The organism is Burkholderia gladioli, from assembly GCF_000959725.1.
GTDB lineage: Bacteria > Pseudomonadota > Gammaproteobacteria > Burkholderiales > Burkholderiaceae > Burkholderia > Burkholderia gladioli.
On sequence record NZ_CP009322.1, the window covers coordinates 3,669,383 to 3,693,917 of the forward strand.

Below are 24,535 nucleotides of genomic sequence, written 5' to 3' on the forward strand. Positions count from 1 at the left end.
GTATGATCCGGCCGATGAAAAATTCCGATCTTCCCCTTCCATCGATGCTCGATGCCGCGATCCTGCGCGGCCGGGATGCGCTCGCGCAGCGCCAGAATGCCGACGGTAGCTGGTGCTTCGAGCTCGAATCCGACGCGACGATCACCGCCGAATACATCCTGATGATGCATTTCATGGGGAAGATCGACGATGCGCGCCAGGCCCGCATGGCGCGCTACCTGCGCGAGATCCAGCGGCTGGCCACGCACGGCGGCTGGGACCTGTACGTGGACGGCGCGCCCGACGTGTCGGCCAGCGTCAAGGCCTATTTCGCGCTGAAGGCGGCCGGCGACAGCGAGGACGCGCCGCACATGGCGCGTGCTCGCGACACCATCCTGCGCCTGGGCGGCGCCGCCAAATGCAATGTGTTCACGCGCATCCTGCTGGCCACCTTCGGCCAGGTGCCGTGGCGCGCCACGCCCTTCATGCCGATCGAATTCGTGCTGTTCCCGAAGTGGGTGCCGATCTCGATGTACAAGGTCGCCTACTGGGCGCGCACGACCATGGTACCGCTGCTGGTGCTCTGCTCGTTGAAGGCGCGCGCGAAGAATCCGCGCGGGATCTCGATCCGCGAGCTGTTCGTGACCGCGCCCGAGCACGAGCGCAACTACTTCGCGCGCGGCGGTTTCGTGCGCAACCTGTTCCTCGGCATCGACCGCACGCTGCGCCCGCTCGACGCGCTGATCCCGAAGGCGCTGCGCCGCCGCGCGATCCGCCATGCCGAGGCCTGGTGCGCCGAACGCATGAACGGCGAGGACGGCATGGGCGGCATCTTCCCGCCGATCGTCTACAGCTACCAGATGATGGAGGTGCTCGGCTACGCCGAGGACCATCCGCTGCGCCGCGATTGCGAGGACGCGCTGGAGAAGCTGCTGGTCGAGCGCCCCGACGGCAGCATGTACTGCCAGCCCTGCCTGTCGCCGGTCTGGGACACGGCCTGGGCCACCATGGCGCTCGAGCAGGCGCGTGCGGTGCCCGACACGCGCGATCGGCCGGCCGTCTCCGAGGCGGACTTGCAGGCCGGCATCACGCGCGCCTACGACTGGATGGCCGGCAAGCAGGTGACCGAGCTCAAGGGCGACTGGATCGAGAACGCGCCGGCCGAGACGCCGGCGGGCGGCTGGGCCTTCCAGTACGAGAACCCCTATTACCCCGACATCGACGACAGCGCCGTGGTGGCCGCGATGCTGCACCAGCGCGGCCGCGCGATGGCGCGCCTGACCGGCACCGATCCCTATGCCGAGGTGGTCACGCGGGGCTTGGACTGGATTCGCGGGCTGCAGTCGCGCAACGGCGGCTTCGGCGCCTTCGATGCCGATTGCGATCGCCTCTACCTGAACCTGATCCCCTTCGCCGATCACGGCGCGCTGCTCGACCCGCCCACCGAGGACGTCTCGGGCCGCGTGCTGCTGTGCTTCGGCGTGACCGGCCGCGCCGAGGACCGGCCGGCGCTGGCGCGCGCGATCGACTACGTGAAGCGCACCCAGCGCGAGGACGGCAGCTGGTGGGGCCGCTGGGGCACCAACTACATCTACGGCACCTGGAGCGTGCTGGCCGGGCTCGCGCTGGCCGGCGAGGATCGCTCGCAGCCCTACATCGCGCGCGCGATCGACTGGCTGCGCGCGCGCCAGAACGCCGACGGCGGTTGGGGCGAGACCAACGACAGCTATGTCGACCCGGCGCTGGCCGGCACCAATGGCGGCGAGAGCGCCTCCAATTTCACGGCCTGGGCGCTGCTGGCGCAGATGGCCTTCGGCGACTGGCAATCGGAATCGGTGCAGCGCGGGATACGCTACCTGCTGTCGGTGCAGCAGGGCGACGGCTTCTGGTGGCACCGCTCGCACAATGCGCCGGGTTTCCCGCGCATCTATTACCTCAAGTACCACGGCTATACCGCCTACTTCCCGCTGTGGGCGCTGGCGCGTTACCGGCGCCTGTCGCAGGCGCGCGTGGCGGCCAGCGATGCGCCTGCCGCCGCGGCGGCGTTGCATTGAGCCGGCCTTAGGCGGCACTGCGCCTCGAATTGAAAATCGGGCATCCAGCTCAGGCTGGATGCCCGATTTTCATTTGGGCTGCGAACGATGGCGCGAGGGTGCCGCGAGCCTCAGCTCGATGCCGGGCGCGTGGCCGGTTTGACCGGCACCGCGCAGGGCCGGTAGCGCGGCTTGGTGCTCGCCACCGCCACGCAGGCCGTGACGTTCGAGGCGGGGCCGGCGCGATGGCCCGTCACCTGCACGGTGCCGTCCAGGCGGTTCCAGCGCAGCTCCGGCTTCGGATCGCCGGCGAAGGTGACGCTGCCCACGCCGACATCGCCGTCCACCGCCAGCGTGCCCTGCCATGACTGCAGCGCGTGGGCCTGGTCGTAGTCGGCCGACATCGAATCGACGTCGAAGGAGAAGCCCTTGGCGCGCTCGACCTGCGAGAACGTGCCGCGATACCAGAGCAGCGACCAGCCGCGCGAATCGGCGGCGCGCGTGACCACCGTGGCGGGCGGCCAGGCGATGTCGCCGATCGTCACCGTCTTCGCGAGGCGGCACTGGATCAGGTGCGGGGTGGGCGCATGCGCGTCGCCGATGTCGATGCGCGTGCCGATGTCGGTGACGGCCGCGCAGGGCCAGCCGTCGATGCTCTGTTCATAGGCCAGCGCGACATCGAAGGTGCTGTCGTCGTCGCTGTCGCGATGCTCGATGCCGCGGATCGACAGCGTGCCGAGCGCGACCGGCTGGTCGCTGCTGATCGCGCTGGGCTGCGAGGCCTCGCCGTGATCGTCGACCGGCGCGTACTGCACGTGGCTGCCGGCGGGGAAGGTCGCGCCGCCCATCAGCACCGGTGCCTCGGCCGTGCGCGTGGTGGCCGAGCCCTGCGGGGTGAGGCCGCGCGGCTCGGTCATCATGAACCAGCCGAAGGTGACGGCGAGCCAGAGGAAGGGCGCGGCCAGGAACAGGCCGCTGGCCAGATAGCGCGTGCGCGGCCGCACGCGCCGCAGCATCGTGAACAGGAATAGCGTCAACAGCACCCAGCCTGCCGCCAGCGCGACGATCGCGACCATGCCGACGCCGCCCAGTTCGCCGGCTTCGGCACGACAGAGCAGCGGCGTGGCGCCGGTCGCGAGCGCGACGGCCGCGCGCGCGGCATGGCGCCGGAAGGCGCGACGCGGGATGGCGTGGGCCGGATTCGATCTGCTCAGGTTCGTGCTGGATACCGCTTCGGACAGCTTGGAATGGGTCGTCGATGTCGTATCGATCTTTGTCATCGGTGTTCCGGAATGGCCTGTTACGTCGCCACGATACACGAGCGGGGCTCCGGCATATACGTGAGGCGGGCCCGCGATTCGCATGCGAGGCGGCCGGCGCCGCCGCGACGGCCCGCGTAAACGATACCGACCGCGGCGATTGTTGCGGCCCGCGATTCGCTGTCCCGCCTGAAGTTGGCGAATTGCGCGAATTAGCGGGAAATTCACGCATCACGGGCGTGAATCGGCGCGCGGGCACGAGTGTGTTACTGAAAATTACCCGTGGCCCTGTTGCGGTATGAAATTCCGCCATCTGTGCAGGTCGGCGAGAAATCTTCGCGAGCGGCGGGCCGTTTGTCCCGGTATCGCGGGTCAGGCGGCGAGCCAGTCGCGCAAGGCCGCGTTGACCGCTTCGGGACGTTCGAGCGGCGAGGTGTGGCCGCACTCGGGCACGATCACGAGCTTCGCACCGGGAATCGCCTCGGCCATCTCGCGCGCGAACTCGGGCGGCGTGACGGGATCGCTGTCGCCCACCAGCACCAGGCTCGGCACCGCGATCGAAGGCAGCTCGCGTCGCGAGTCGGGCCGGCCGATCACGGCCGCGGTCTGGCGCGCGAAGGCCGCGCGTCCGATGTCGGCCGCCATGCGCCGCTTGGTGGCCGCGAACACCGGATCGCGGCGTAGCGAGACATGGGCGGTGTTGAGCGTGGCGTTGGCCAGCACGGTGTCGTAATCGCCATGCGTGGCGGCTTCCAGCAGCGCCTGGCGCATCTCGACCTGGATCGGCTGGTCGGCGCGCGCCGAGGTGCTGAGCAGCGCGAGGCGCGTCACGCGCTCGGGCGCGCGGCGCAGGATCTCGTGCGCGAGATAGCCGCCCATCGAGAAGCCGGCCAGGGCGAAGCGCGGCGGGGCGCTCGCCAGGATCGCGGCGGCCATCGCGGCGATGCTGTCGCCCTCCAGCGTCGAGGCGACCGTCACCGGGCCATATGGCCAGAGCGCGGGAATCTGCGGCGCGAACACCTCGGCCGTGCAGAGCAGGCCGGGGATGAGGACGATCGGGGTCATGCGGGGCTCCGGGGCGGGTTCGGGGAAGGAGGATTATCGCGCGGCCGGCTTCGCCGCGTCTTCCGATCGCGCCGGCAGGTTCATCGCCCCGACGAACAGCAACGCGTACATCGCCGCCAGCATCGCGAAGCCCCAGGCATAGGCGGGCGCATGCGCGCCCGACGATAGCGCCGAGACACCCGCCAGGCGCCACGCGACCAGCGTGGTGCAGAGCGTGGTCAGCACCGGGCCGCCCAGCCGCTGCACGATGTTGAGCGCGGTGGTGGCCATCGGCAGCGATTCGCGCGGCACGGCGGCATAGGCGGCCGTGATGGTCGGCACGCCGATCGCGCTCTGTCCCATTCCGCGCAGGAACTGCGTGACCAGCAGCAGGCCGAGCTGGAAGCCTTGCAGCGGCATCCAGATCATCGGCAGCGTGGCCGCCAGCGCGAGCAGCGCGCCGCTGGCCGAGACGCGGCGCAGCCCGAAGCGCGAGGTCAGCGCGCCCATCGCGGGATAGGTGACCAGCATGCCGAGCCCCGTCGGCGCGAGCAGCCAGCCCATCTCGCCCGGCGTGCGGCCGACGCCGTCGATCAGGTAGAGCGGCACCAGCATCTGGCCGACGAACAGCGCGCCGTTCCAGACGAATTGCGTGACGGACGCGGTGGCGAACACGCGTCGGCGGAACAGCGCGAGATCGATCAGGGCACGTTGACCGATGCGCCGCGCGCGCCAGAGGAAAGCAGCCAGCATCACGGCACCGGCCGCGATCGAGGCGATGCCTTCAGGGCGCGCCAGGCGCTCGCAGCCGAACAGCAGCAGGGCCAGCGAGGGCGACAGCAGCGCGAAGCCGATCCAGTCGAGCCTTCGCGGTTCGGCGCCGCGCACGTCGATGGGCAGGAAGCGCACCGCCAGCGCCAGGCCGAGCAGGCCGATCGGCAGGTTCATCAGGAACAGCCAGCGCCACGAGGCGTAGTCGAGCAGCGCGCCGGCCAGCACCGGCCCGACGATCGGCGCGAACAGCACCGGCACCGCCGTGTAGCCGACCACGCGTGCCATCTGCTTGCCGGCCACGCGCGCGATCGTCATCTGCGCCATCGGCGCGAGCAGGCCGCCGCTCACGCCCTGCAGCACGCGGAACGCGATCAGCGAGCCGGCCGACCAGGCCAGGCCGCACAAGGCGGAAGTGAGCGTGAAGGCCGCGAAGCAGCCGAGATAGACGCGCTTCGTGCCGAGCCGGTCGACCAGCCAGCCGCTCAGCGGCAGGGCCAGCGTGAGCGCCAGCAGGTAGGCGCTGGTGACCCACTGGATGGTCGACAGGCTGGTGTGCATCACACCGGCCAGGCTCGACAGCGAGACGTTGACGATGGTCGCGTCGAGCTGCGCGAGCAGGCCGCCGAGCATCGCCACCGCGCAGATGCGCCAGACCGAGGGATCCAGGCGCTCGGGCGGTTCGCGCCGCGCGGGCGAGGCGGCGGCGCGCGACGGCCTTGCCGTGTCGGCGGAGCCGCCGCCGGAAGCGCGATCAGGCACGACGGGCGTCGAGCAGGGCGACGATTTCCTGCGCGGTGGCGGTTTCGCCGAGGCGCGGGAAGATGCGCTCGAGGCTGTTGGCATGCGCCTCGGGCTTCAGGTCGGTCATCGCGTCGACGGCCAGCGTGACGTTGTAGCCGAGCGCATGCGCGACGCGCGCGGTCGATTCCACGCCGATGCTGGTGGCGATGCCGCACAGCACCACCTGGGTGACGCCGGCCTGCTTCAGTTGCGCGTCGAGATCGGTACCGGTGAAGGCGCACCAGCTGCGCTTGGTGACCAGCAGGTCGTCGGGCTGCTGCTTCAGCTCGGGCAGCAGCTCGGCCCAGTCGGCCGGCAGCGCGCCGCCGCTGTGCGGCTGCTCGTTGCGGCCCGGCGCCATGCCGGCGACGTTGACCAGCACCACCGGCAGGTGGTGCGCGCGGAACGCATCGATCAGCTTGACCGATTGCTCGACCACGCCGGCCGGCGAGTGCGCGACGGGCAGCGCGACGATGCCCTTCTGCAGGTCGACGACGATCAGCGCGGTCTTGGAATCGAGGACGGTGGCGGTCATGGGGAAGCTCCTTCGGCCTGGGGCCGTTGACGGGGCGAGCCGGCGGCTCGGGGGAACGACGCGGCGTGCATGCGCCGCGCCTCGGGGGGATAGGTGGCGCGATTGGCGCGCCGTGCGTGTGGCTGCGTCAGCGTTCGGCGAGCCGGCGCAGTAGCGGAGTGGCCGCGCGCAGCGCGCTGCGCTCCTCGTCGCTCAGCTGGCGCACCGCTTCCAGCAGCCAGGCGCGCTTGGCGCTGCGCCGCTGCTGCGAGACGGCCGCGCCGGCGGGCGTGAGCGCGATCAGCCACTGGCGGCCGTCGCTCGGATGCGGCTGGCGTTCGACCAGCCCCGCCTGTTCGAGCCCGACCACCAGCGCGCCCATCGACTGCGGCTTCATCGATTCGGCGCGCGCGAGATCGGCGGTGGTCAGCGCGCCATGCCGCTCGATGCGCGAGAGCACGCTGAGCTGGGACAGGTTGTAGTCGCTCGGGTCGACTTCGGAACGCACGCGGCGCACCAACTGACCGATCGCCAGCGTGAGATCGGCGACGGCGGCTTCGAGCGAGCGTTCGGATTCGGCGGAGGTCGTCATGGGCGGTATCGTATAAAAAGGAAGGCAAACTTGCAAGGTGGACTTCTAATATTTCATGGGGAAAGGTTTTGTATGGGAAATCGAAGGTGACGGAAGGGGAAACGAAGGAGGGAACGGTGCGCTGGGAACAGTGTGAGTCGGGGGCAGGCCTACGGCGGGATATCCAGGTTGGCGAGCCGCTGGCTGGCCGGCGCTGGCTGCCTAGCCGCAGTGCCTGTCTACTGGATGTTCACCTGTTCATGCCGGCGCTGCAGGGCTCATTACGCGGCGCGTCGGCGAATCGGAGGATAGGGCGGCTGCAGCGGCTGACCGGGCGCGCTTCGCTGTTTGGGCTGTTTGTCCATGGGCTCGGCTTCGCGTGGTCGATCGACCAGCGCGTGTCGCGGCCGCTGGTGGTGCGAACCGCTGCGGTACTCACCGCGTCCGCGTCCGCACCCCGCCGCCGTCGCTCAGTCCGCGGCCGCCGCGCTGGCGGCACGCGAGCGCCCGTGCAGCCAATTCATGCAACTGAACAGCGCGATCGCGAACGCGATCAGCACGGTGGCTACGGCCAGGATCGACGGATCGATCTGGTCGCGGATGCCGCTCCACATCTGGCGCGGCACGGTACGTTGGTCGGGGCCGCCGATGAAAAGAATCACGATCACCTCGTCGAACGAGGTGGCGAACGCGAACACGCCGCCAGTGGCCACGGCCGGCGCGATGAGCGGCAGCGTCACGCGCCGGAACGTGGTCCACGGCCTCGCGCCGAGCCCGGCCGAGGCGCGCAGCAGGCTCTGGTCGAACGACAGCAGCGAGGCCGTCACGGTGATCACCACGAACGGCGTGCCGAGCGCCGCGTGCGCGAGCACCACGCCCAGGTAGGAATTGACGAGCCCGAGCGGCGCGAAGATCAGGTAGAAGCCGGCCGCCACCACCACGATCGGGATGATCATCGGCGAGATCAGCAGCGGCATGATCAGCGAGCGGTACGGAAAGTTCTCGCGCGCGAGGCCGAGCGCGGCGAGCGTGCCGAGGCTGGTGGCGATCAGCGTGGAGACCGCGCCGATGCCGAGGCTGTTGGCGAACGCGCGCTGCCAGTCGGGGCTGCCGAACGCCTGCGCGTACCAGCGCAGAGAGAAACCCTCCATCGGATACGAGAAGTACGATCCCGAGTTGAACGAGAGCGGAATGATGACGAGGATCGGCGCGACCAGGAAGGCCAGCACGAGCGTGCAATGCACGCGCAGGCCGAGCTTGGCGAGCCGGATCGACGGAATGCTGTTCGTCAGTTGCACGGTGGGGCTCCCGGGTGGCGCGCTCAGCCGAAGCGCAGCCGGTCGACGCCGACCAGCCGGTTGAAGATGAAATAGAACACGGCCGTGAAGATCACGAGATAGGCCGACAGCGCGCCGGCCAGCCCCCAGTTCAGCAGTTCGTTGGTCTGCGCGGCGATCAGCTGGCTGATCATCTCGTCGCCGGCGCCGCCGAGCAGCGCGGGCGTGATGTAGTAGCCGAGCGCGAGCACGAACACGAGGAAGCAGCCGGCTCCCACGCCGGGCAGTGTCTGCGGCATGTACACGCGCACGAACGCCACCGCCGGATGCGCGCCGAGCGACTGCGCCGCGCGCAGGTAGATCGGCGGCACGCCCTTCATCACCGAATAGATCGCGAGGATCATGTACGGCAGCAGCACGTGCGTCATGCCGATCAGCACGCCGGCGCGGTTGAAGATCAGCGGCAGCGGCGCGTCGACGAGGTGCAGCGACAGCAGCAGGCGGTTGATCACGCCGCCCGGCTGCAGCAGCACGTACCAGGCGGTGGTGCGCACCAGCAGCGAGGTCCAGAACGGGATGATCACGAACAGCATCAGCCGGTTGCCCTGCTTGGGCGGCAGGTTCGCGAGCAGCCATGCCACCGGGTAGGCGAGCACGAGGCACAGCAGCGTGACCGTCGCGCTGATCGACACGGTGCGCGCGAACGCGGCGCGATAGACCGCGCTGTCGGGCGGCACCGCGGCCACCCGGCCATCCGGCGTGACCCGCGCGTCGATGCCGTTGAGCAGATAGTCGGGCGTCCAGGCCGACGAGGCGCGCTTGAGTAGCCGCCAGGTATCGGGCTGGTCCCAGCGTGCGTCGGCCTGCACGAGCAGCGGCCGCCATGGGCCGCCGTCGTCGTGGGCGCGCACCGTGCGTGCCGTCTTGAGCAGGAGGCTGCGGAATTCGGACTGGTAGAAGTTCATGCGCCGCGCCGCCTCGCCGAGGCTGCCGGCCTCGGCGGACGCGCGCAGGCCGGCGGCGAGCGCCGCGAAAGCGGCCTCGTCGGGCACGCCCCGGCCGTCCCACTGGCGCAGCACGCGTGCCAGTTCGGGCATCGCGCCCGGCACCTCCGGGTTGCGCACGCTGCGCGCGAGCAGGATCGCGATCGGCGCGATGAAGGTGGCGAGCAGGAACACCAGCAGCGGCAGCGCGAGCAGCAGCGCCTGGATGGCGGCCTTGCGGCGCGCGCGCCGATAGTTGGCCGCCTGGGCCGCGAGCCGGTGTGCCCTGGGTGCGGCCTGCGCCGCTGGCGCCGGTTGCGGAAGGATCGTCATGAGGCGGAACTCCTGCGCGCCGCTGCCGGGCGGATCGACCGCCCAGGCCGCCGGCGCGCGTGATGGCGTGGCACGCGGCTTACTTGGTCAGCCAGACCTGGAAGCGCTTGCTGATCTCGTCGCCGTTGTCGGCCCAGAAGCCCGCGTTGATCTGCAGCGGCCGCTTGAAGTTGGCCGGCGCGGTCGGCAGATCGGCCAGGCGCTCCTTCGCGACGAGCGGCAGCGAGTCCTTGCGTGGCGGCGCGTACGCGATGTACTTCGTCAGGTCCGCGTAGGCCTTCGGCTGCGCGGCGAACGCGATGAACTGCTTGGCCGCGTCGGCATGCTTTGCGCCCTTGGGCACGGCCCACCATTCGTAGTCGTAGAGCTGGCCGTCCCAGACGATGCGGAACGGCTTCTTGTCCTGGTGCACGGCGCTGTCGATGCGGCCGTTGTAGGCCTGCACCATCGTCACCGCGCCGTCGGCGAGCAGCTGCGGCGCCTGCGCGCCGGCCTCCCACCAGACGATGCTCGACTTGATGGTGTCGAGCTTGCGGAACGCGCGGTCGAGCCCGGCCGGCGTGGCGAGCGTCTTGTAGACGTCGGCGGGCGCGACGCCGTCGGCGATCAGCGCCCATTCGAGCGTCACCTTCGGCGACTTGCGCAGGCCGCGCTTGCCGGGGAATTTCTTCAGGTCGAAGAAGTCGGCGATGGTGGTGGGCGGCGTCTTCAGCTTGGTGGTGTCGTAGGCGTAGACGGTCGACCAGACCATCGCCGCCACCGAGCAGTCGCGCAGCGCGCCGGGCAGGAAGTCGCTGGTCTTGCCGATCGCCTTGGGGTCGAGCTTTTCGAGCAGGCCCTCGTCGCAGGCGTTGATCGCGTCGTTGGTCTCCATGTCGACCAGATCCCAGGTCGGATTCTTGGCCTGCTCCATCGCCTGCAGCTTGGCGAGGCCGCCGTCGTAGGACTCGGTCGCGAACTTCGCGCCGGTCTGCGCGCTGAACGGCTCGAACCAGGCCTGGCGGGCGGCCGTCTCGTAGGCGCCGCCGAAGGTGATGACGGACAGCGTGTCGGCCGCGTGCGAGAGCGCGGGCAACAGGGCCAGGGCCGCGACAGCCGCGGCGGCGATGCGTGGGGTGGACGTTTTCATCGGGTGACTCCGGAAGCGAGAGGCGGGGCGGAAGGGGAAAGGGGCGAGGCGCCGGGTTCGGACGGCGCGGGCGCGGCGGACGAGCTGGCCGCGGCCGATTGAGCGGATGCGCTCGAGTCGGTGGCGCGCGGCGCGGTGGCGGCCAGCACCTTGCAGTCGTCGCGGCGCCAGATCACGTGGGCCGTCGCGCCCACCGGCGGCAGCTCGACGAGCCGCGTGTTGGCGACCTTGACGACCATCGGCTGCCCGTCGGGCAGGCGCAGGTGGACGCGATGATGGTCGCCGCAGTAGACGAGTTCGTGGACGCTCGCCGCGAGCGTGTTGAAGTCGGCCGGCGCGCTGCCCGCGTTCGGCGCGGCCACGCCGGCGCGCTCGGGGCGCAGCGCGAGCGTGGCGGCGTCGCCGACGCGCAGCCCGGGGCCGAGCCGGCCGACCACGGTCGCGCCCGCCGTGCCGACGGCGAGCGTGGCCAGCTCGCCGTCGATCGCCGCGACGCGGCCGGCGAGGCCGTTGTTCTCGCCGACGAAGTTCGCCACGAACGCGTTCTGCGCGTTCTCGTAGAGTTCGGTGGGCGTGGCGGCCTGCTGGATGCGTCCGTCCGAGAACACGGCGACGCGGTTCGACATGGTCAGCGCCTCGTTCTGGTCGTGCGTGACGTAGACGATGGTCAGCGCCAGCTCGCGGTGCAGCCGCATGATCTCGTACTGCATGGTTTCGCGCAGCCGCTTGTCGAGCGCGCCGAGCGGCTCGTCCATCAGCACCACGCTCGGCTCGAACACCAGCGCGCGCGCCAGCGCCACGCGCTGCTGCTGGCCGCCCGAGAGCTGGGCCGGACGCCGCGCGGCCAGGTGCGAGAGCTCGACCATCTCGAGCGCGCGCGCGACGCGCCGCTTCTGGTCGGCACGCGAAACCTTGCGCACCGACAGCGGGAACGCCACGTTCTGCGCGATCGTCATGTGCGGGAACAGGGCGTAGTTCTGGAACACCATGCCGATGTCGCGCTGGTGGGGCAGCTTGTCGTCGAGGCGCCGGCCATCGAGCAGGATGGTGCCGTCGGTCGGCGTCTCGAAGCCGGCCAGCATCATCAGCGTGGTGGTCTTGCCGGAGCCGGACGGCCCGAGCAGCGAGACGAACTCGCCGCGCGCGATCTCGAGGTCGAGGCCGTCGACCACGGCGTGCCGGCCGTCGTAGGACTTGCTGACGCCGACGAACGAAATGAAGGGTGGGCTGGCCATCGTGGTGCGCTTGCGGGAACGGTGAATCGGGAACGGGCGCGGGCTCAGTCGCCCACGCGCGCGGCGAGGTAACGCGCGAAGTCGTAGTTGGGCCGCTCGAGGTGGCTCAGGTGGCCGGGCGCCGCGAGCGGCGCGTGCACGCCGCGGAACACCGCCTCCACGCCGCGCCGGTCCTCGGCGTTGACCTCGTCGAGCAGCGCCTTGAGCGTGGCCATGTGGCCGGCCGCGTCGGCGTCGTCGATGAACTCGGGCGAGAGCCCGCCGCCGAAGCGGATCGCGACGCGATCGACGCCGAGCGGCTGCAGCACGAGATACCAGAAATAGCCGGGCGTGAGCGTGACGAGGTGGTTCGGGTAGATCGCGAGCAGCGCGGTGGTGCGGCGCCAGTGGCCCTCCAGGCGACGGTTGTCGGGATGCGCGTTGCCGATCGGCAGCGTCGCTTCCTTGGTGATCCAGTGATAGTTGAAGGCGGGCAGGCCGGGCGGGCATTCCATCTCGTCGAGCTTCGAGTGCGGGCCGACCGTGGCCCGGTGCAGCATCGGCAGGTGGTAGCTCTCCATGAAGTTCTCGGCGAGCAGTTTCCAGTTGGTGTTCCAGACGTGTTCCTCGTGGAAGGTCTCCACGTAGTCGCCCATGCCGTAGCGGTCGATCAGCGCGTCCAGCTCGGCCAGCCGGGTGGCCACCGGCGGCGCGGCCTGGTTCAGCGTCAGATAGATCCAGCCCTGCCAGACCTCGCAGCGCACCGCCGGCAATGCATAGCTATCCTTACAGAAGCCGGCCTGCCGATCCATCATGGGGGCGCCTTGCAGCCGGCCGTCCAGCGAATAGTTCCAGGCGTGATAGGGACAGACGATGCGGCGCACGTTGCCGCGTCCTTCCAGCAGGACCGACATGCGGTGCAGGCAGACGTTCGAGAACGCGCGCAGCGTGCCGTCCTCGGCCCGCAGCACCGCCACCGGCTGGCCGCCGAGGTCGGCCGTCAGATAGTCGCCCGGGTTGGCGAGCGCGCCGGCGCGGCCCACGCAGAGCCATTCGTCGCGGAAGATCGTCTGCTGCTCGCGCTCGAGGAAGGCCGGCGAGGTGTAGACGGCGGGCGGCATCGCGCGCGCGTCGTCGAACTCGCGTGCGCAGTTCGACTGCAGTTGCCGGACGATTTCGTCGATGCCGGACGCAGTGGGGTGGGAACGGCTCATCGGACCTCCGAAGCAACTGCGCTATGCAATGGTCACGAATCTAACAAGTCAAATTACCAGTCAAAATATTCTTTTCGGATGTAACGGCCAGTTTTTTCCTATGCAGTCGCGGGTACCTGGCCGTGCAGTTCCGGGATGCTCTGTTCGCAGAACTTCGCGAAGCGCGTGACGAGCTGGCGCGGCTTCATGCTGCGCGACATGGCGATGCCGAGCGTGGTCGCCGTCACGCTGCCGCGGAACGGCCGGATCACGAAGGTCGCGCCGTCGACGGTGCTGGTCGAGCGCAGCGGGAAGTTCAGGATGCTGAAGCCCAGGCCGTTCGCCACCATCCCGCGCACCACCTCGGGCTGCGAGGAGCGGAACGTCGGCACGGGGCGCCGGCCCAGCGGATCGAACAGCGCGGCGAAGTATTCGCGGCTGTGTGGCAGGTCGAGTTGCACGTAGGGTTCGTCGAGCAGGTCGGCCAGTGCCACCTGCTTGCCGCGCGCGAGCCGGTGTTGCGGCGGCAGGATCGCGTAGGGCGGTAGCGAGACGAGCGGCGTGAACGCGACGTCGTCGGTCAGGTCGAGGCTGTAGGTCAGCGCGATGTCGAGCGTGCCGTCGGCCAGCGCGGTCAGCAGGTCGTCCTGGTGCGCCTCCGAGGTGCGAAAGCCGACGCCGGCGTGGCCGGCCACGAAGCGGCTCATGATCGCCGGCAGCAGCGGCGGCGCGAGCGACACCAGGCAGCCGAGCGAAATCGTGCCGGACATGCCGCCGTCGATCTCGCGCGCGGCCGCCTGCAACTCCTCGGCGTTCTTCAGGAGATTGCGCGCCTGGCCGAGCATGTCGCGGCCGGCCGGCGTCAGCGACAGGCCGCTCGCGTGATGGCGGATGAACAGCTGCACGCCGAACGAGGCTTCGAGTTCGGCGATCGAGGTCGAGATCGACGGCTGCGAGATATGCAGCTGCCGCGCGGCCGCCGTAAACGACAGCGTTTCCGCCGTGACGACGAAATAGCGCAACTGGCGCAGCGAATATCGCAGCGGGATGGTTTCCATGACGCCGGCTCCGGTCGGGAAAGCGGGAGGAGGGCGCGCCGACCGAGCGGCGACAGCGTCATTCTGCATAGCCAAAAACCATGCGGTGCATATTTGAAATGTGTTTTTCGCCGGGCCGCGCGCGACGTACATTTTTCGGGGGGCGGCGGCCGGTAGTTCGGGAGGTCGAATTCAGCCGACGAATGGAAACAGCGGTTCCGGCAGCGGATCGCCGTGCCGGAGCGTGGCCGCCAGCTCCGGATACGGCGGCGAGGTTTCGCCGCCGCGCTCGACGTAGACTGCCTCGTCGCCGAGCCAGCGCCATGACACCACGCGTCGCGAGCGCTGCGACGAGGCATTGCCGGGGGCGCCATGCACGGTGTGGAAATCGAAGGCGATCGCGTCGCCCGGCTCGAGATCCCAGCCGAGGATGGTGTAGGCCGCGCGGTTGCCGTCAATGTCGGGCATCGGTTCGAGCTGCGCCGAATCGTGGTCGTAGTCGACGCCGCTGAACTTGCGCGGCCGGAACAGCTTGCCCCAGCGATGCGAGCCGGCGACGAATTCCACGCAGGTGTCGCGCGGCACCGGGTCCAGCGGAATCCACAGGCTGACCGACTGCGCGGCGCTCACGCAGTAATAGGGTTCGTCGTGGTGCCACGGCGTGACGCGCTCCGCGCCGGCTTCCTTGACGAGCACGTGCTCGTGGAAGATCCGCGCGCGGCGCGAGCCCATCAGCGTGCGCGCCACGGCCGCCGCCGGGCCTTGCTCGACGAAGCGGCGGAACGGCGCGATGCGCTGCCAGTTGGCGTAGTCGCCGAAGAAGCGGCCCTGCTCGCGGCCCGGCGAATAGTTGCGGAAGTAGGGGCCGGGTTCGCGTTCGTTTTGCGCCACGCCGTCGCGCAAGGTGTCGATCCAGTCGGCAAAGGCGCCACGCACCACCACGGCGCCGTCGCGCGCGAAGGCCTGGCGGGTGTCATCGGTCAGCATCGGATTCGCTCCGCGGAAGAAAGGTGATCGGTGAGAGGATCGTGGCACGGAACATTCGGGAGGACCGACGATGAAATTTATCGACGATGACGACGAAAATCATGGCTTGCCGATCGATGCGTCGGCCGGCCCGTGGGTGGCGGCCGGCGCGAAGTTCACGCTGCGCCAGCTCCGCTACTTCGTGGCGGCGGTGGCGCACGGCGGCGCCGCGCAGGCGTCGCGGCGGCTGTTCATCGCGCAGCCGTCGATCGCCAGCGCGATTCGCGGGCTCGAGGAGCACTTCGGCGTGCAACTCTGCATCCGCCACCACGCGCAGGGCATCACGCTGACGCCGGCCGGCGAGCGCTTCCATCGCGACGCGGTGGCGCTGCTGCGCCGCGTGCATGCGTTCGAGCAGAGCGCGCTGGCCGGCCACGAACTGGCGGGCGGCGAGATCAGCGTCGGGTGCTACGAGCCGATGGCGCCATGGCTGCTGCCGCGCCTGATCACCGGATTTCGCGCGCGCCATCCCGGCGTGCGGTTCCGGATCGGCGACGGCGAACAGCCCGAACTCGTCGACGGATTGCGCCGGGGCCGATACGACCTCGCGATCGTCTACGACCAGGCGCTCGGCGACGATCTCGACCGCACGCCGCTGCGTGCGAGCGCGCAGCCTCACGTGTTGCTCGCGGCCGGGCACCCGCTCGCCGCGTGTCCCACGCTGACGCTCGCGCAGCTGAGCGCCGCGCCGATGATCCTGCTCGACGTGGAGCCGAGTCGCCGCTATTTCCTCGGCCTGTTCGAGGCGGCCGGGCTCACGCCGTCGGTGGCGTTCGCCTCGCCCTCGATCGAGATGGTGCGCGGCCTGGTCGGGCACGGCGCGGGCTTCGCGCTGCTCGTCACTCGCCCGGCCGCGGACCTGACCTACGACGGCATGCGTGTGGTGGCCCGGCCGCTGGCCGGCCGGCTCGCGACCACCACGATCGTGGCCGCGACGCTGGCCGGCGCGCAGCCGACGCCGCTTACGCGCGCCTTCGTGGACCACTGCGTGGCGGCGCTGGCCGAGGACGGCGACGCCGGTGATGGCGAGGGGGTGGGCGAGGCCGTGGCCGGCCCGCGCGCTGCATAGCCAAAAACTTGCGCCTGCATCGGAAAACCATATTTTTCTCGGGATATTGGCCGAATAGATTGGTTTCGCGGCCGGCACGCGGCCGCGCTTCGGCGCGGCGCGGCACGGCTTTCGCCCATTCATCCGGAGAGCGTCCATGTTTCGTTTCAGTCATTGGAAGTCGATGTTGCTCGCGCTGGCGCTGAGCGTCGGCGCGGCCGCCGCGCACGCGGACGATCTGCTGGCGCGCGTGAAGCAGCACGGCGAGCTGGTGGTCGGCACGGAGATGCAGTTCGCGCCGTTCGACTTCCTCGAGAACGGCCAGCAGGCCGGCTTCAACAAGGACCTGTTCGCCGAGGTCGGCAAGCTGCTGGCCGTGAAGGTGCGCTTCGTCGACCTGCCCTGGGAAAGCGTGTTGCCGGGCCTCGACGCCGGCAAGTTCGACATGGTGGCCGGGCCGTTGACCGTAACGAAGGCGCGCATGGGCCGCTACGCGTTCACGCTGCCGATCGCCGACGGCACCGACGCGCTGCTCAAGCGCGCCGGCGACGCGAGCCTGAAGCAGCCCGCCGACATCGCCGGCAAGGTGGTGGGCGCGGGCAAGGGCAGCGCGCAGCTCGACCAGTTGAAGGCCTATGTGGCGACGCTGCCGAAACCGCCGACCGTGCGCGAATACGTCGACAACAACCAGGCCTACGCGGATCTCGCCGCCGGGCGGCTGGCCGCGGTCGCCAACTCGCTGACCAACGTCGCCTACGTGGCCAAGCAGCGCCCGGCGATGTTCGCGCTGGTGCAGCCGGCGTTCGGCGCGAAGGTCTACTTCGCCTACTGCATGCGCAAGGATGCCGACAGCGCGTCGCTGAACGCCGCCTTCAATGCGGCGCTGGTCAAGCTGAACCAGAGCGGCACGCTCGCGACGCTGCAGAAGAAGTGGTTCGGCGTGGCGGTGGACTTGCCGCCGGCGATGCCGACGCCGAATTTCTGAGCGTGACGGGCAGCCGGCCATGTTCAGCCTGAGCGCCTTCCTTGCGGGGCTGCCGCTGCTCACCCACGCCGCGTCGATGACGCTCGCCGTGTCGGCGGCGGGCCTCGTGCTCGGCTTCTTCATCGGGCTCGCCGTGTGCTGCGCGCGGCGCGCGCCGTGGGCCGCGCCGCGCGTGGCGGGCACGCTCTACGTGCGGTTCTTCCGCGGTGTGCCCTTGCTGGTGCAACTGCTGCTGGTGTTCTACCTGCTGCCGTTCGTCGGCATCAACGTGTCGCCGGTCGTGGCGGCCGTCAGCGCGGTGTCGCTGTGCTCGGCCGCGTACGTGGCCGAGATCCTGCGCGGCGGCTTCGAGAACCTGCCGCCTGGCCAGATCGAGGCCGCCCGCATGCTCGGGCTGTCGGCCGCCGATCGGCTCTGGCGCATCCAGGTGCCCCAGGTGCTGCGTCTCACGCTGCCGTCGCTCGCCAACGAGATGGTGTTGCTGATCAAGGCCTCCTCGCTGATCTCGGTGGTCGGCGTCGCCGAGATCACGCGCACCGCGCAGAACCTCGCCGCGAGCACCTATCAGCCGCTGGAAGCGTACGCGGCGGCCGGCCTGATCTACTTCATCCTGTGCGGCGCGCTCGCGCTGGTCGCGCATGGCGCCGAGCGGCGCCTGCGCGCCGGTTGAGCGCCGCGCCCCGTCCGGAAGCCCGCGCATGTCGAATTTCGATCCCGCCGTCATTACCCACAACCTGCCGCAGATCGGCGGCGGCCTCGCGCTCACGGTCGGCAGCTGGGTCGCGAGCGTCGCGCTCGGCCTCGCGATCGGCTTCGCCGCCGCGTTGGCGCAGCAACTGGGCGGGCGGGGCGCCCGGGCCGCGATCCGGGTGTACATCGAACTGTTTCGCGGCACGCCGTTTCTGGTACAGCTGTTCCTGCTGTATTACGGCGGCCCGGCGTTCGGGCTGACGCTCGATCCGCTGCCGGCCGGCATCGCGAGCCTGTCGCTGTACGCGGGCGCGTATTTCACCGAGGCGTTTCGCTCGGGCTTCGCCGCGATCCCGGCGGGCCACCTGGAGGCCGCGGCCTGTCTCGGCCTGACGCGCTGGCAGACGATCGCGCGGATCCAGCTGCCGCAGATGCTGGCGCTGATCCTGCCGGCGCTGACCAACCTGACGATCGTCTTGAGCAAGGAGACGGCGGTGCTGTCGATCGTGACGGTGCCGGAGCTGACCTTCGTGCTGACCGGGATCGGCTCGGCGAGCTTCGCGTTCGTCGAGACGCTGCTCGCGCTGTCGGTCTGTTATCTGTTGCTGGTCGAACTCGCGACGTGGGCCGGCGCGCTCGCCGAGCGGCGCGTCGGCCGGCTGTTCGCCTGACCCCGGAGCCACGCATGGGCATACCCGATTCCTCCCGACCCGCCAGCGCGCCGCTGATCGCCGTCGAGGGGCTCTACAAGCGCTTCGGCCACACCGACGTGCTGCGCGGCGTGGATCTGTGCATCGCGAAGTCGGAGGTGGTCTGCATCGTCGGGCCGTCCGGTTCGGGCAAGAGCACGCTGCTGCGCTGCCTGGCCGGGCTCGAGACCTACGATCACGGCGCGGTGCGCATCGAAGGCGAGCTGCTCGGCTATACCGAGCGCGGCGGGGGGCGCGTGCGTGCCTCGCAGGCCGAGATCAACCGCGTGCGCCGCAACGTCGGCATGGTGTTCCAGCAATTCAACCTGTGGCCGCACATGAGCGCGCTCGGCAACGTGCATGAAGCGCTGCTGCGCGTGCGCCGGCTCTCGCGCGACGAGGCCGCGCGCCGGGCCGGCGCCATGCTCGAGATGGTGGGGCTGTCGCATCGCGCCGACGCGCGCCCGGCGCGGATGTCGGGCGGCCAGCAGCAGCGCGTGGCGATCGCGCGCGCGCTCGCGATGGAGCCGACCATCATGTTGTTCGACGAGCCCACCTCGGCGCTCGATCCCGAGCTGGTGGGCGAGGTGCTGCAGGTGATGAAGCAGCTCGCGCGCGACGGCATGACGATGGCCGTCGTCACGCACGAGATGGGCTTCGCCGCGCAGATGGCCGATACCGTGGTGTTCATCGACCAGGGGCGTATCGCCGCGCAGGGCGCGCCGCGCGAGCTGTTCCGCCGCTCGGAGAACCCGCGGCTGCGTCAGTTCCTGCAGAACTATCTCGACCGCAACGCGTTCTGGGCGGCCGACGATGCCGATTCTGCCGTACAGGCCGTGGCCGGCGGCGCATGAGCGCCGCACCGCCGATTCTTCCGTTTCCCTACCGTTCCCCGCCATGACCGAAACCCAGCTTCGTATCGATCTCGCCGCCGCGTTCCGCTGCTTTGCCCGCCTGGACATGCACGAGGCGGTCGCCAATCATTTCAGCGTCGCCGTCTCCGACGATGGCCGCCGCTTCCTGATGAACCGAAAATGGCAGCACTTCTCGCGGATCAGGGCCAGCGACCTGGTGCTGCTCGACGCCGACGATCCGTCCTGCGTGGCCGACGGCAGCGTCGATCCGACCGCCTGGGCGATCCACGGCCAGTTGCACCGGCGCCTGCCGCAGGTACGCGTGGCGATGCACCTGCATCCGATCCATGCGACCACGATCGCCACGCTGGCCGATCCGACCATCCTGCCGATCGAACAGAACACCGCGCGCTACTTCCGGCGCGTCGCGCTCGACACCTCGTTCTCGGGCATGGCCGATTCGGACGACGAGGGCGCGCGCCTCGTCGCGCTGCTCGATGGCAAGTCGCGGCTGATGATGGGCAATCACGGCGTGCTGGTCACGGCGGAAACCATCGGCGAGGCATTCGACGACATGTACACGCTGGAGCGCGCCTGCCAGATCCTCGTCAACGCCTATGCCACCGGCAAGCCGATCAACGTCTTGTCGGATCAGGTGGCCGAGCGCACCGCGCGCGACTGGGAGGGGATTCGCGATTTCTCGATCGCGCATTTCGAGGAGATGAAGCGTGTTCTTGACGAGGCGTCGCCGTCTTATCGCGACTGAGGCAGGGCGGCCGAGGCGGCACGCATCAAGTACGGAGATCGGCTCAGGCGACCGGCAGCGCGATGCTGCGAGCTGGCCGTCCCCGAGTCGTCGCCTTGCCAGCAGCCTTCGTGTTCGCCCCGACGGTCTCTTCCACGATCAGGAGCCGGCCGGTTCGGCACGAAATACGAATTCAGCCCCCCAGTGGTGGGTCGGTTTATTCGCGTATGAAAAACCGCGCCTCTCCCCGTGAGCGGCAGGTTCCGCGCATCGGCGGCGCCCACGCTTTACTACCGGACGGCGTGTGAGCTTGCGCGGAAAAAACAAGGCGCGAATCGAAAATCGGACCGATCGCGATCAATGCCACATGCCCAGGATCTCGCGCACGGCGCTCATGTCTCGACCTTCCCGAGCCCCCGCAGCGACGCAGTCCTGAAGCAGAAGCTTGTCCGCCGCCTTTACCCGTTTGCCGTGCTGGTAAGCGTTGAACTGCTGCCAGTTCAAAGGCAGGGACGTCTGTTCCATATGCTTCCACATCGCGATCAGCGTCTGCCCGGTCAGTTCGGCCGCCGCTTTTTTTCCCGCCTCGCCATGCTCGTTCAAGCCTTGAATCGCTCGCACCGCTTCTACAGTGAGCGACCATAGCTCGACGTTTTTGGTCAGTGCATCGGCCGCTGGCCATCCAAGAATTTCACTGAGCGCGAACAGCGGAAATATCGCCCGGCTCTGGAGGCCAAACTGCTCAGGCGTCACGACGATGCATCTGGCGATGGCCGATCGATCGAAAAGCCTCGCAAATTCGTGCGCCACGGCGTTGCGATCTTCCATAGCAAAACAAACGTCGCTGAGATGACGCATTGCGAAATCTGCTCCGGCGATGTCTGGTCGTGAAATGGCGTCGTGCGCGGGCACGAAGTCGGGAGAGACCCTGTGGCAAAGCAGGCCTAGTCGACCACAGAGTACTTTTTCAGCGTCGAGACAACTCGCGTCGCTTACGAGTTCACGCATGCCGAAGCCAATGCCGCCGACGATCAGCGCCGTATCGCGTTGCCGAACAGCGTCTCCGGTCTTCGCCAGCAACAGGCGGCCTTCGTCGCTCGATAGCGATGCGCCATCGAGCGCGAGCACGACAAACGAGTAGTCCTTCCTTGAAAGCTGCTCGGGTTCCGTCAGCACGCCGAACCGGTCGAGCGTGTGGATTGCTCCATCGTCGTAGGAGTAAATTTGATAGGCGGAAGGGATGTCGGGAGCACGCTCAGGACGGACGAGCAGATCGATGTCGATTGACTCGTGGCTGAGATGATAGGCGGTCGTGACGCCCATCGCGCCTGCGCCGATTATGGCGACGCGCTGCCGTGTAGTCGAGGTCATATTGGAAGACAGTGAACGTTAAGCGTTGATTCTATGGCGCGAGACCGGCAATTCGGTAGACACATACTCGCAAATCATTGCCTGATCTTCTCGCGAGAACGATGAGAAGATCCGTTGTTATCATTGGCGACATCGCCGCATCCAGGCGGCGGGCCTTCATCCAGAGGAGTTCCGTGAAACAGCTCGATCGACGCCTGCGGGAACTGCATGCGCGTATCGCGCGAGGCGTCGCCGCTTACCAGCACCTCCGCGAGGACGGCGCCACGCATGTACCTCATCTTAGGGTCGGACGTATCACGCAGCCGCTGGTCGCCAGGCCTTACCTCTACGAGCCGAGCATCTGCGTTTGCGCGGAGGGCGAGAAGCATGTGCTGCTCGGCAATCAACGGTACACCTACGATCCAGGTCGCTTCCTGTTTACGTCGATCGGCCTGCCAACGATCATTGAAGTGCCTGATGCGAGTGCGCACGCGCCCTATACGGCGTTGCAGGTTCGCCTTGATCTCGCCGTGGCTCGTCAAGTACTCGCCGAGATGGAAAACACGGCGCGTGACGCAGGGTCCGTGAGATCGGGGTTCGCGATCGCGCCGTTGGACGAAGGTTTGCTCGACGCGTTGGCGAGGTTGGTCGCGCTTCTCGCGCAGCCGGACGATGTGCGCGTTCTCGCACCGCTGTTGCATAAGGAGATCGTGTACCGGCTGCTGGCGGGACCGGCTGGTGACTATCTGCGGCACACGCTGCGGGACGGATCGCCATCGAACAAGGTCTCGGAGGCGGTCGCCTGGCTGAGGATTCACTATGCAAAAGCGTGCCGGGTGGAAGAGCTGGCCCGAATCTGCGGTGTCGGTGTGGCAACGCTTTATCGTCAGTTTCGCGACATGACGACGATGACACCGATCCAGTATCAGAAGCTGCTTCGGCTGCACGCGGCCCGTCGGCTGATGCTAAGCGAGGAACTGGACGCCGCTAGCGCGGCCATGCGGGTTGGTTATGAAAGTCCGACGCAATTTAGCAGGGAATACCGGCGCCTGTTCGGCCAGCCCCCGGGGCGTGATATCTCAGCCATGAGAAACGGCAGACTAATGGCCGCCGCGCGTCTCCATGGGAACAGGTCGTGAAGTGTCGATGCTCGGCGCAGCCGGGGCAACTCTTACATATCGCCAACGCGTCGGCATCAACTTAAACCAACAAGCCGGCGAAATTCCCGGCGCGGTTCAGCGTGATTGGCCTCACCGCTGGCGCAGCACGGTGCCGATCCGACTCGAACCTCGTCACGACAGGTTCCACCTGTACTTGCCATCGAGTCGCCGCGCGGATATTCCACCGCTACGAAGGCTCCTATAAGATTACCTATTCGACAACAAGCAGCCCTTGCGGACGCGCGCCATGGACGTCTTGAATGCGATGCGGGCTTTCGAACGGGTGGCCGAGGCAGGAAGCTTCAGCCGCGCGGCCGAACAACTCAACAGCTCGGTCCCAACCATTACGCGTTTAATCGGCCAGTTGGAGGAGCGCCTGAATATCAGGCTTTTCCAGCGGACGACGCGACGCATTTCATTGACTGACGCCGGCGCGACGTATCTGGAAGGATGCAAACGCGCGCTCGAGCTGATAGACGACACCGAGAACCAGGTCACGTCGGCCAACGATGCCCTGCGCGGCCGCCTCAAGGTGATGTCCGGAAGTGCCGTCGCGTTCTCTCACATGGCGCCTGTCGTCGCGGACTTCGTGCATCGCTACCCGTTGATCCAGTTGGATTTCTTCACGATGGACGACGGTTTCAACCTCGTCGACGAAGCCGTCGAAGTCGCCCTCCTTGCCGACTACCTGATTCCGACGGAAACGGTCGTCGCCCGTCAATTGATCACATACTCGTACGTGATCGCCGCCGCGCCTCGTTACCTGTCCAATGCAGGCCGGATATCGACGCCTTCCGATCTCCAGAAATTGGTGTTTCTCGGCCGGCCTGGTGATCGTCGAGGCATGAGCCTTCGCCTCGCCGCGGCGGAGGGCGCAGAGGACGACGAGATCATCGATCTCGTACCCCAGGTCATCTGCAACAACGCACAGATGCTCCACGAACTCACGTTGTCCGGATGCGGCTTCTCCGTGCTCCCTCAGCGGCTCGCGCAGACAGCCATCGCCGGCGGCAAACTGATCCAGTTACTTCCCGAATATCGACTGCGCGATCTCAATGTCGACGTCTGTCTCGTCTACCCGACCAGAAAGAGAAACAGCCGCATCGCCACGGCTTTTATCGATCACGTTATCCAATGGTTCGATTCGCCGGACGGTCCCGCAAAAACCTGAAACAATCTTTTAGGATTTCTTCCGTGGTTGGGCGCCCGCTCAAAAGCTAGACTGGCCTCACTCTTAGCGCCCAAGGGCTCCAACCAAGGAGAAGAACATGCAAACCGCCAGCGGCCTTCCCCAGCCGACCTACACGACGATGGCCGAGTCGACGCTGTCCGACGTGGAACGCATCGTGCAAGGCCTCAATCACTATACGGATCCGGAATACCTGACGAATCTGTACAGCAATTTTCTTGTCCAGCTTCGGCATAGCACCGAAGGCTTTCCGATCGATCGGCTGGAGCACTCGCTTCAGTCGGCGTCTCTGGCATTGCGAGACGGCCGCGACCACGAATACGTCGTCTGTGCCCTGCTGCACGATGTCGGCGAACTCTTCGATCCATTCAGTCACGATGCCGTAATCGCGAGCCTTCTGAAGAACTACATTTCCCCCAGCAACCACTTTATCCTGCAACACCACACCACGTTCCAGGGCTACTACTACTGGGACAAGATCGGTCTCGACAAGAATACGCGAGAGAAATTCATCGAAAGTCCGTACTACGACGATGCCATCCAGTTCGTCGATCTCTACGACGACAAGGCCTTCAACACTTCATACGAAAGCCTCACGCTGGAAGCGTTCAAACCGCTGATGCGGGAATTCTTCGCGAACCGTAGGAAGAACCCTGCCGTCTTCGCTTAGCGTGGCTGA

The 24,535-nt window shown here is 68.0% G+C and carries 23 protein-coding genes; 10 read left to right on the forward strand and 13 right to left on the reverse strand.

Annotated features, from left to right (window positions below):
- Positions 1-2: 2 nt before the first annotated feature.
- Entirely contained in the window at positions 3-2,033 is a 2,031-nt protein-coding gene (gene shc / locus BM43_RS15780; RefSeq protein ID WP_036054754.1) for a squalene--hopene cyclase, read from the forward strand.
- A 110-nt stretch (positions 2,034-2,143) separates the two neighbouring features.
- Here the strand turns inward: shc and BM43_RS15785 are convergent, their stop codons facing one another.
- From BM43_RS15785 to BM43_RS15840, 12 genes are all read right to left on the reverse strand, one after another.
- A complete protein-coding gene (locus BM43_RS15785) occupies positions 2,144-3,292 on the reverse strand; it encodes a hypothetical protein (RefSeq protein ID WP_230676370.1) in 1,149 nt (382 codons plus the stop codon).
- A gap of 351 nt (positions 3,293-3,643) precedes the next feature.
- On the reverse strand, positions 3,644-4,336 hold the full coding sequence (locus BM43_RS15790) for an alpha/beta fold hydrolase (protein ID WP_036054752.1): 693 nt from the start codon (positions 4,334-4,336) through the stop codon (positions 3,644-3,646).
- 33 nt (positions 4,337-4,369) lie between these two features.
- Positions 4,370-5,755, reverse strand: a complete 1,386-nt coding sequence (locus tag BM43_RS15795) for a DHA2 family efflux MFS transporter permease subunit (protein WP_036057000.1) — start codon at positions 5,753-5,755, stop codon at positions 4,370-4,372.
- An 85-nt stretch (positions 5,756-5,840) separates the two neighbouring features.
- Positions 5,841-6,404, reverse strand: a complete 564-nt coding sequence (locus BM43_RS15800) for an isochorismatase family protein (protein WP_013689138.1) — start codon at positions 6,402-6,404, stop codon at positions 5,841-5,843.
- A 127-nt stretch (positions 6,405-6,531) separates the two neighbouring features.
- Positions 6,532-6,975, reverse strand: a complete 444-nt coding sequence (locus tag BM43_RS15805) for a MarR family transcriptional regulator (RefSeq protein ID WP_036033114.1) — start codon at positions 6,973-6,975, stop codon at positions 6,532-6,534.
- Between the two features lie 449 nt (positions 6,976-7,424).
- Complete coding sequence (locus BM43_RS15810; protein WP_036033113.1) at positions 7,425-8,252, reverse strand: ABC transporter permease; 828 nt, start codon at positions 8,250-8,252, stop codon at positions 7,425-7,427.
- 23 nt (positions 8,253-8,275) lie between these two features.
- The gene (locus BM43_RS15815) at positions 8,276-9,547 is read right to left on the reverse strand and encodes an ABC transporter permease (protein WP_036054751.1); all 1,272 of its coding nucleotides are present in this window, start codon (positions 9,545-9,547) and stop codon (positions 8,276-8,278) included.
- 79 nt (positions 9,548-9,626) lie between these two features.
- Complete coding sequence (locus tag BM43_RS15820) at positions 9,627-10,676, reverse strand: polyamine ABC transporter substrate-binding protein (protein WP_036054749.1); 1,050 nt, start codon at positions 10,674-10,676, stop codon at positions 9,627-9,629.
- Entirely contained in the window at positions 10,673-11,911 is a 1,239-nt protein-coding gene (locus BM43_RS15825) for an ABC transporter ATP-binding protein (RefSeq protein WP_036054748.1), read from the reverse strand. Before BM43_RS15825 ends, BM43_RS15820 begins: the two co-directional genes overlap by 4 nt.
- A gap of 44 nt (positions 11,912-11,955) precedes the next feature.
- The gene (locus BM43_RS15830) at positions 11,956-13,104 is read right to left on the reverse strand and encodes an aromatic ring-hydroxylating oxygenase subunit alpha (protein ID WP_036033107.1); all 1,149 of its coding nucleotides are present in this window, start codon (positions 13,102-13,104) and stop codon (positions 11,956-11,958) included.
- 98 nt (positions 13,105-13,202) lie between these two features.
- Entirely contained in the window at positions 13,203-14,141 is a 939-nt protein-coding gene (locus BM43_RS15835; protein ID WP_013689145.1) for a LysR family transcriptional regulator, read from the reverse strand.
- Positions 14,142-14,312: 171 nt separating this feature from the next.
- Entirely contained in the window at positions 14,313-15,107 is a 795-nt protein-coding gene (locus BM43_RS15840; RefSeq protein WP_013689146.1) for a phytanoyl-CoA dioxygenase family protein, read from the reverse strand.
- Positions 15,108-15,177: 70 nt separating this feature from the next.
- Here BM43_RS15840 and BM43_RS15845 point away from each other — a divergent pair, with 70 nt between their 5' ends.
- The 6 genes from BM43_RS15845 to BM43_RS15870 all read left to right on the forward strand — a co-directional run bounded on the left by BM43_RS15845 (position 15,178) and on the right by BM43_RS15870 (position 20,178).
- The gene (locus BM43_RS15845; RefSeq protein WP_013689147.1) at positions 15,178-16,215 is read left to right on the forward strand and encodes a LysR substrate-binding domain-containing protein; all 1,038 of its coding nucleotides are present in this window, start codon (positions 15,178-15,180) and stop codon (positions 16,213-16,215) included.
- A gap of 136 nt (positions 16,216-16,351) precedes the next feature.
- Positions 16,352-17,179 (forward strand): transporter substrate-binding domain-containing protein, encoded by an 828-nt coding sequence (locus BM43_RS15850; protein ID WP_036054747.1) that lies wholly within the window; start codon positions 16,352-16,354, stop codon positions 17,177-17,179.
- Between the two features lie 19 nt (positions 17,180-17,198).
- Positions 17,199-17,849 carry an amino acid ABC transporter permease gene (locus tag BM43_RS15855; protein WP_036054746.1) on the forward strand — a complete coding sequence of 217 codons (651 nt, stop codon included), beginning with the start codon at positions 17,199-17,201 and terminating at the stop codon, positions 17,847-17,849.
- Positions 17,850-17,877: 28 nt separating this feature from the next.
- Positions 17,878-18,540, forward strand: a complete 663-nt coding sequence (locus tag BM43_RS15860) for an amino acid ABC transporter permease (protein ID WP_036054745.1) — start codon at positions 17,878-17,880, stop codon at positions 18,538-18,540.
- Positions 18,541-18,554: 14 nt separating this feature from the next.
- Positions 18,555-19,412 (forward strand): amino acid ABC transporter ATP-binding protein, encoded by an 858-nt coding sequence (locus BM43_RS15865; RefSeq protein ID WP_036054744.1) that lies wholly within the window; start codon positions 18,555-18,557, stop codon positions 19,410-19,412.
- A gap of 43 nt (positions 19,413-19,455) precedes the next feature.
- Positions 19,456-20,178 (forward strand): class II aldolase and adducin N-terminal domain-containing protein, encoded by a 723-nt coding sequence (locus tag BM43_RS15870; protein WP_036033098.1) that lies wholly within the window; start codon positions 19,456-19,458, stop codon positions 20,176-20,178.
- 336 nt (positions 20,179-20,514) lie between these two features.
- Here the strand turns inward: BM43_RS15870 and BM43_RS15875 are convergent, their stop codons facing one another.
- Positions 20,515-21,480, reverse strand: coding sequence for a hypothetical protein (locus BM43_RS15875; RefSeq protein WP_126240255.1), 966 nt, complete (start codon positions 21,478-21,480; stop codon positions 20,515-20,517).
- Between the two features lie 221 nt (positions 21,481-21,701).
- Here BM43_RS15875 and BM43_RS15880 point away from each other — a divergent pair, with 221 nt between their 5' ends.
- From BM43_RS15880 to BM43_RS15890, 3 genes are all read left to right on the forward strand, one after another.
- Entirely contained in the window at positions 21,702-22,646 is a 945-nt protein-coding gene (locus BM43_RS15880) for an AraC family transcriptional regulator (RefSeq protein WP_036056999.1), read from the forward strand.
- Between the two features lie 268 nt (positions 22,647-22,914).
- Entirely contained in the window at positions 22,915-23,838 is a 924-nt protein-coding gene (locus tag BM43_RS15885) for a LysR family transcriptional regulator (RefSeq protein ID WP_036054742.1), read from the forward strand.
- A 97-nt stretch (positions 23,839-23,935) separates the two neighbouring features.
- A complete protein-coding gene (locus tag BM43_RS15890; RefSeq protein WP_036054740.1) occupies positions 23,936-24,526 on the forward strand; it encodes an HD domain-containing protein in 591 nt (196 codons plus the stop codon).
- Positions 24,527-24,535: the final 9 nt, after the last annotated feature.